Here is a 7,259-nt window from a genome sequence, read left to right as displayed (position 1 = left end):
TTCTGGTTTCTGGTCGGAGTGGCAGGATTCGAACCTGCGACCCCATCGTCCCGAACAAGGCATTTTGCGAAGAAAAGCCCGGATTTCCGGGCTTTTTTGCTGTCGTCCACCACGTTTGTTCATGGTCTTTTTCGGCGTTTCCGGTAGGTATCCGGTGGGAGCCTGGTGGTGAAAGTCTGACGTTTGGTGCCCTGGACGAAAGCCGCTTCGACCCCCGTTGCGGAGGTTCGCTTGCCCTCGGCCGAACTCACGCCCATGACCCAAGGCGGACCTCGAGGGCGCGCACACCGGCAGTATGGGACGAGACCGGCAGACCGTCCCCAACACCATAGACAGTCATCCCTCTGGCAGGCCAGCCTTTCGCATCGCAGCGTCCTGGCGCGAAATGACAGCGTCGTCCCGATTTGGAAAGAGCTGACGCATCAAGGCCACTGACAGTGCCGGAAACTCTTTGAGCGCCTTGGCGATAGTAGCCGTTGCCTGTCCATCCTTTCCGCTTTCCGCATAGCTTGCAGCCAAGAACGGCAGGGAGGAAGCGGCGTCGGCTGGCGCCTCATTCAGTAGTTCAGCTGCCCGCGCATAGTCCCCTTTTACGAAATAGGCGCGGCCAAGTACAAACTGTGGCGAGGCCCACACATAGCCGCTCTTCATATCCTGAATGGGAGTCACTAGCGCTATTGCATCGTCCGTCTGGCCGGCACCAATGGCAACCGTTGCCATCATGGAGATTACGAACGGGTCGCTTGGCGCCAATTCCAACGTGATCTTACTCTCCCTCAGCGCCTGCTCGTAGTCCTTTGCAAACTCCAAGTTATAAAATGCAAGGAAGAGGTGTCCCAATGTCTTGGCAAGTGGTGACACGTAGCTCTCGGCGAGCCCGTTATTCACCAGCTCTGCCGCGCGAGAGTAGTCCCGCTCGATATCAGCACTCCATCCACCGTACACTAGCTGATAATAGCCAAATGCAAGGTTGACCTTGAGCAAGGACGAAGTCGGGAACTTCTCTAAACCCTCAAGCCATATTCTAATTGCCTTTTCTGTATCTTCTTTGTTTAAATGTAATAACAGCTCGTGCCCTCTCAAATAGTAGCTATATTCATCCAGGCTGCTGCTGTCTCTGCCCCACACTTCAGCGTATTGTCTTCTTTTTATAAGTCCCTCTTCTCCAGCCAAGGTCCCCATAATCGTCGCCGCGACTTCGTCTTGCAGAGCGAGAGGATCCGCACCCTCCTTGTCGTAATGTTCTGCCCAGACGTGCTCACCGGTACGCGCATCGACGAGCTGCGCAACGACACGGACTGTCTTGCCGCTCTTCTGAATGCTGCCCTCAACGATATAGGTTGCGTTCAGCTCCCTGCCGATCTGGCGAATGTCCATCGCCTTCCCTTTATATGCGTCGCTTGACGTTCGGGCGATGACCCTAATTTCGGGAGAGCGGGCAAGGTCGGAAATCAATGTTTCAGTGGCGCCATCGGCGAAATACTCAAAAGCCTGGTCGCCGCTCATGTTGGAAAGCGGCAGGACTGCTACCGTTGGCGGCCCGGCATCTGCCGGTGTTGCCGACTTGAAAAACCAGAAGCCAGCGCCCGCGGCAATGATCAAGGCAGCCACCCCTCCCCCCAGAGCGGCTATCCAGCGCAGTCGCCCTCTACCCGACCGAAGGGCTGTCAGGCGCTTCCGCGGAACCGATCCATCGAGCACAACGCGATAGGCGGGCACTGCCTCGGCCATGTTCTTGACCAGTTGGTCGCCCATCGACTCGAAGCCAAAGGCAAGCTTCTTCTCGACCTCGCGCGCGACCTTGCCGGAAACCCAGATGCCCCCAGGATCGGCGAGCTGCTCAAGCCGCGCCGCCACGTTGACGCCTTCACCGTAACGATCTTCGCCTTCAACGATGACTTCGCCAAGGTTAATGCCGATGCGCACACTCACGCGCTCATCCTCGGGAAGATTGGAATTGCGCTCTGTCAAGCCACGCTGCAGGGACACGGCGCATTCCACCGCATCAACCACGCTGCCGAACTCGGCGAGTAAGCCGTCGCCCATCAGTTTGAAAATTCGGCCGTGGTGTTTTTCGATTTCAGGCTCGAACAGTTCCTTGCGCCCCGCCTGCAGGCGATCAAAGGTCCCCGCCTCGTCGCGCTCCATGAGAGCAGAGTAGCCGACGACATCGGCAGCGAGGATGGCTGCGAGCTTGCGTTGCATGCCGAGGCTCCCTTCCCGGTGAGCCGAAGTGCCTGAGATACTACACTACCAGGGAACGGCATATAGCTTTTCAGCCGCAAGCGGATTGGTCACTGCCTGTGGGGGTCACGGTGCCGTTGTTGGATGTCCAGTTCTGGCGCTCCCTGCGCGTTCCGACGGGTGTGACGAACGGCAAAGTTCCACCCAAAACGGGAATCACCGTGGGCACCAAGCGTTGGATTTTCACCACTAGCCGAAGCGAACGACGTTGCTCTTGGCCTTCAGCGCCGGAGCCTTTGCGGTGACAAGGTGCGCCGCCTCGGCCTGGAAGTCGGGGTGATGATGCCAATAGGTCGCGCGGAGAACCGCCTCCGTCATCCCGCAGAAGTCGGCGGCCGTCGACAGGCTCGCGCCGTTCTGCATGAGCCAGGTTGCGGCGGTGTGCCGTAGGACGTGGGGCGTGATGTCGGTTTCGAACTTGCCATTCTCATCATACCAGCCAAGCCCGGCCGCCTCGACCACGGAAGCGAACGCCTTGCGAATCGAGCCGATCGGCTCTCCCTCCCACTCGACGACGTAGTCGTGCGCGATCATGCGGCCGACATTGCGGCTCTTTTGCCGCTTCTCATGGCCGATGTCTCCAAAAAGGTGAGCATGACGCCGCCGCAGCTTGCCAAGCTGGAGGCGAGCATCAAGCAACTCGCCCGCGAGACGCCGCTTGCGGCGACGGAGATCGCGGGCCTGGTCGCGCAAGCCGGCACGTTCGGCATTGCAAACGAAGATCTGGAACGCTTCGCGCTTCTCGGGTCGAAAGTGGCAATCGCCTTCGACATGACGGGCGAGCACGCGGCGGATAGCCTGGCCCACATCAAAGCTTCGCTGAAGCTGAATATGGACCAACTCACCGATTACGCGGACGCGATCAACTACGTCGCCGACAACACGGCCGCGAGCGAAGAGCAGCTAGTCGACTTCGTGCTTCGCACCGGCCCTGGCGCTATGGCCGCCGGCCTGAAGCCGAAAGACCTTCTCGCGATCGGCTCGGCGATGACCGAAGTCGGCCTCGAAAGCGGGCGAGCCGGCACGGCGGTAAACGCCATGCTCACGAAGATGACGGCGCTTGGGAGCAAAAAGGGCGCGGGCAAAGTCCTCGATCAGCTTGGCGGCAAGGGCTACTCGAAAAAGCTCCAGAAAGAGTTTTTCGAGAACCCGACGCAAGCGCTGATCAAGATTTTGAGGCTCACGGAGAAGATGTCGCGGCCTGACCGCGCCACCTTCATGAAAGACCTTTTCGGCCTCGAAACGCAAGACGAAGTCGCCGCGTTGGCGGGCAACGTCGACCGCGTGGTCGACACGATGGAAAAGCTTGGCGACACGGCCAAGTATGCCGGCTCCGTCAACAAGGTTTTCGAGAGCTTCAAGAACACCACGAAAAACCAGTGGGCGCAGTTCACGCATAACGTCGAGCTCTCGGCGGCGGCCCTTGGCGCGAAGCTTCTCCCGGCCATCAACGGGAGCCTGCACTATCTGAACAACTTTTTCGCCACGGCGGAAGGGCGCGTGTCGATCCTCGACCGGCTCTCGGCCTCGGCGAACGGGTTCTTCAACGGCCTCGGCTATAAGGGCGGCGCGGCGGAGGCTCTTTCCGGCGTCGCAACGTCCCTGAAGGATATCCGCGACCTGATCTTCGGCATCCAGGGCGATGGCATGTCCGGCGACAAGATGGCGGAAATCTTCCACCGCTGGCAGCAATTCGGGGCGAGCCTGCACGACAGCCCGATCGCGACGATCCTCGACGCCATCACGCACGCCAATGTGAGCGGCTTGGGGAGCTCCCTGCTGGTCGGCGCGGCTAGCATGACGGCGTTGAACTTCGCCGCGCGCCTGGCGCTCTCGCCGATCAAGGGCATCCTCGGCGCGCTGGAGGGGATCGTAAAGATCGCCTACACGCTCTCCGGTTTGCGCACGGCGAAATGGCTGTCCGGCCTCACGGGCGGCTCCGTGGCGCTTGGCCTCTTGGGGCTTGGCGCTGGTGCGGCGGCGATCTCGAAATTCGGGCCAGGCGTAGCCGCCAAAAGCAAGATGCCGGAGAAGGGCACACCGGGTTGGTGGCTTGGCATCAACCCAACGGAGACGCGGGAACAGCGCCTTCAACGCCTCACCGGGCCGAAACACTTCGAAGAGCATGAGCGGGTCGATCTCTCGACCTTGCCCGACGACATGGAGCGGTATCGGAACCTCCAGCGGTTCCTCAATCCGCCGCCGCAAATCCAGCCGAAGCATAACGAATTCGACACGATGCTTCAGGGCATGGATGCGGCCAAGCTGAAGGCGCAACAGACCGGCGCGGATATGCAGTCGGCCCTAAACGTGACGGCGGCTCCAGTCATCGACACGGCGTCGATTGACGCGGCCCTCGCAAAGGCACGGCAACTCGTCTCCGTCCTGGCGCAAGCCGGCACGGCGGCCAACTCGGCAAGCGCGAACGTGGGCGGCAAGGTTAGCGCCGCCATGCGTCAAAACCTGGCCGATGGAGGCAACTAATGTCCGGACCCGTCACGATGTCGCTCGGCCCTTATGCGTTCGAAGCGCTCGGCTTCAGCTATACCGATGTCGCGCGCTCGCTCGAAACGCCGTGGCAAGACGTTGCCGTTGCTCGCGGCTTCGACGTGCTGCAATGGACCGGCCCGAAGTCCGACAGCGTGTCGATCAAGGGCGTTCTCTTTCCGGTCGCTCTTGGTGGGGCGGCCGGACTGGAGGGCATCCGCAAGGCGGCGATCTCCGGAACGCCGCTCATGCTGGTTTCGCTCGGCGGCCAGATTTACGGCAACTATGTCGTCGAGCGGGTGACGGAAGATCGCGGCTACCACGATCGGCGCGGCACGCCGCAACAGAACAGCTACGAGATCAAGCTCACCGCCTACAGCAAGGCGGTGGGCGGTAGCGTGGCGATCTCTCTCGGCGGCTTCCTGAATTTGGGGTTCTGACATGGCGACCTATACGTGCATTGAGGGCGACATGGTCGACATGATTTGCGCCGCCTTCTACGGCGAGGAAAGCGGCTTCACCGAAGCCGTTCTCGACGCCAATCCTGGCCTCGCCGATCTCGGCCCGGTTCTGCCGGCCGGGACCATCGTAAAACTCCCCACGATCTCGGCCGCCGACGCCAGCGCGCCCGAAGTCGTTCGCCTTTTGGGATTAAGCCATGACGCCAGTTGTCGAGATCACTGTCGACGGCAAGACGGTTTCCGACGTGTTCTACTCGCGCCTGATCTCCGTCACCGTGACGGACAAGGAAGGGACGCGGTCGGACACGATCGATCTGAAGCTCGACGACAGCAACCCGTTCGCGGAAATCCCTCGGCGTGGGGCCTCGATCTCCGTCGCAATGGGCTACGCCGAAACTGGCGTCCAATCGCTCGGCGAATTCGTGGTCGACGAAGTCGAGATCGCTTGCTTCCCCTTCAGCCTGTCCATTCAGGGCAAGGCGGCCGACATGCGCGAGACGCTGAAGGAACACAAGAACCGGCATTGGGATGACAAGACGGTCAAGGACATCGTTTCCGAGATCGCGGGCGATCATGGCTTGTCGCCGGCCGTGAGCGACGCCGTGGGCGCTCACACTTACAAATGGTTCGGCCAGGTCGACGAAAGCGACATGAGCGTTCTGGACCGCCTGGCGGGCCGCCACGACGCCCTTTTCACGGTGAAGGACGGCAAGCGATTTTCGCGGAGAAGGGCGCCGGCAAGTCGGCCTCTGGCAAGACCGTCGGCGGCTTCGTCTTGACGCCTGATCGAATCGTCGAGGGAACGTGCAAGGTGTCGATCTCGGATCGAGGCAGCTTCGGGAAAGTGGTCGGATACTATCAGGACAAGGACGAGGGGGAGCGCAAAGAGATCGAGGTCGAGAGCGACGTTTCGGACAGTCCGGCCGTCTATCGCCTCCGCGAGGCGTTCTCGTCGGAAGAGGAAGCCGAGAAGGCCGCCAAGTCCAAGTCGCGCAATCTCAGCCGTGGCGGCATCACCACGGCCGTTACCGTGGTCGGGGACACGTCTATCCGGGCCGGCGGCACATTCGCATATCGGGAAGTCCGGCCAGGCGTTGACGGCATCCCCTGGGTCGTTGAGACGGCGGAGCATAGCTTCTCGAAAACGGAGGGCTACAAGACGGCCATCCAAGCCAAGGTGAAGGCGGGAGACAGTGAGAAATCGGCGAAGGACGCCGACAAGACCAACGGCACCGAACGCGCGGCCAAGGAAAAGGCGGTTGCGGCGGCCGGCGGGAGCTCTTCAGGCTCCGGCGGCTCAAGCCCTCCGCCCGATCTCGGCGGCAACGTGATAAGCGGCGACGGGCCGGAATAACAGGACAGCAAGCGTCTCTCCGGCGCTTGCATGAGGGCGGCGGCTTGATCTCTTCGTGAGGTCGCCGCCGCCCCTTTTTTGTTATGGGGACAGAATTTTTTGCGACTATGCAAATCAGTTTTCGTTCCTGTAGTGTTCACGGTGTATAGGCAACCTCCAATTGCTATTTTTAAGACCCGGCCACCGCGCCGGGTTCTTTTTTGGGGTTTCGATCATGCGACTTGCCTTCTCACTTCCAATCCTCGCGGCGATCGGTCTTGCCGGCGCGACGGCCGTCATCTGGCTCCAGATGAAGGGCTCGGTTCCGGAGACGATACAAGGCATCCTCGACCAGAACTTGCCGGGCAACACGCTGAAGATGGCCTATCTCGATCTCCCGATCTCGGCGGCGATTCCGCTGGTCGGCCCTGCCAAGAGCGGCGGCTATTTCATGATCGAGCGTAAGGGCGGCTCGCCGCTCGCCGGGACTTGCGCCGCGACGACGATCGACTACGAGGTGCGGGCCGCCGGCAACGGCCGCCTGGCGGTCTCGATTCCTGGACCCGAATTGACGAAAGCTCTGGCCTGCCAATAATGCATAGTGAGACTTACGGTTGCCCGCGTTCGCCTGTGGCGGGGGCGACTCGTGGGGGCAGCGCGCCCGCTGGAGCTTTTGAGGGTTTCCGGTAGGGTTTCCGGTAGGGTGAGATTTTCGGGAAAAGCTAAGTGCTTGT

7 protein-coding genes and 1 pseudogene are annotated in these 7,259 nt (G+C 61.1%); 6 read left to right on the top strand and 2 right to left on the bottom strand.

All coding sequences use genetic code 11. The annotated features are described in order from the left end of the window. Window positions 1-336: 336 nt before the first annotated feature. Together EH240_RS36255 and EH240_RS36250 are read right to left on the bottom strand one after the other, a co-directional pair. Window positions 337-2,205 (bottom strand): adenylate/guanylate cyclase domain-containing protein, encoded by a 1,869-nt coding sequence (locus EH240_RS36255; RefSeq protein ID WP_125007143.1) that lies wholly within the window; start codon window positions 2,203-2,205, stop codon window positions 337-339. 228 nt (window positions 2,206-2,433) lie between these two features. Further along, window positions 2,434-2,778: a tyrosine-type recombinase/integrase gene (locus EH240_RS36250; RefSeq protein WP_125007142.1), complete on the bottom strand. Its 345-nt coding sequence runs from the start codon at window positions 2,776-2,778 to the stop codon at window positions 2,434-2,436. Here EH240_RS36250 and EH240_RS36245 point away from each other — a divergent pair. The 6 genes and pseudogenes from EH240_RS36245 to EH240_RS36220 all read left to right on the top strand — a co-directional run bounded on the left by EH240_RS36245 (window position 2,767) and on the right by EH240_RS36220 (window position 7,120). Then, window positions 2,767-4,728, top strand: coding sequence for a phage tail tape measure protein (locus EH240_RS36245; RefSeq protein ID WP_125007141.1), 1,962 nt, complete (start codon window positions 2,767-2,769; stop codon window positions 4,726-4,728). The two genes, EH240_RS36250 and EH240_RS36245, sit on opposite strands and share 12 nt — an antisense overlap. Further along, a complete protein-coding gene (locus EH240_RS36240; RefSeq protein WP_125007140.1) occupies window positions 4,728-5,171 on the top strand; it encodes a phage tail protein in 444 nt (147 codons plus the stop codon). Before EH240_RS36245 ends, EH240_RS36240 begins: the two co-directional genes overlap by 1 nt. 1 nt (window position 5,172) lies before the next feature. After that, window positions 5,173-5,337, top strand: a pseudogene (locus tag EH240_RS36235) (tail protein X); the annotation flags it as partial. A 52-nt stretch (window positions 5,338-5,389) separates the two neighbouring features. Then, a complete protein-coding gene (locus tag EH240_RS39525; RefSeq protein ID WP_125007139.1) occupies window positions 5,390-5,971 on the top strand; it encodes a phage late control D family protein in 582 nt (193 codons plus the stop codon). Next, on the top strand, window positions 5,968-6,546 hold the full coding sequence (locus tag EH240_RS36225; protein ID WP_125007138.1) for a hypothetical protein: 579 nt from the start codon (window positions 5,968-5,970) through the stop codon (window positions 6,544-6,546). Before EH240_RS39525 ends, EH240_RS36225 begins: the two co-directional genes overlap by 4 nt. Window positions 6,547-6,760: 214 nt before the next feature. Then, entirely contained in the window at window positions 6,761-7,120 is a 360-nt protein-coding gene (locus EH240_RS36220) for a hypothetical protein (protein WP_125007137.1), read from the top strand. Window positions 7,121-7,259: the final 139 nt, after the last annotated feature.

Source organism: Mesorhizobium tamadayense (assembly GCF_003863365.1).
Taxonomy (GTDB): domain Bacteria; phylum Pseudomonadota; class Alphaproteobacteria; order Rhizobiales; family Rhizobiaceae; genus Mesorhizobium; species Mesorhizobium tamadayense.
Note: the sequence above shows the minus strand (reverse complement) of the source record. Positions and strands in the feature narration are given on the sequence as shown.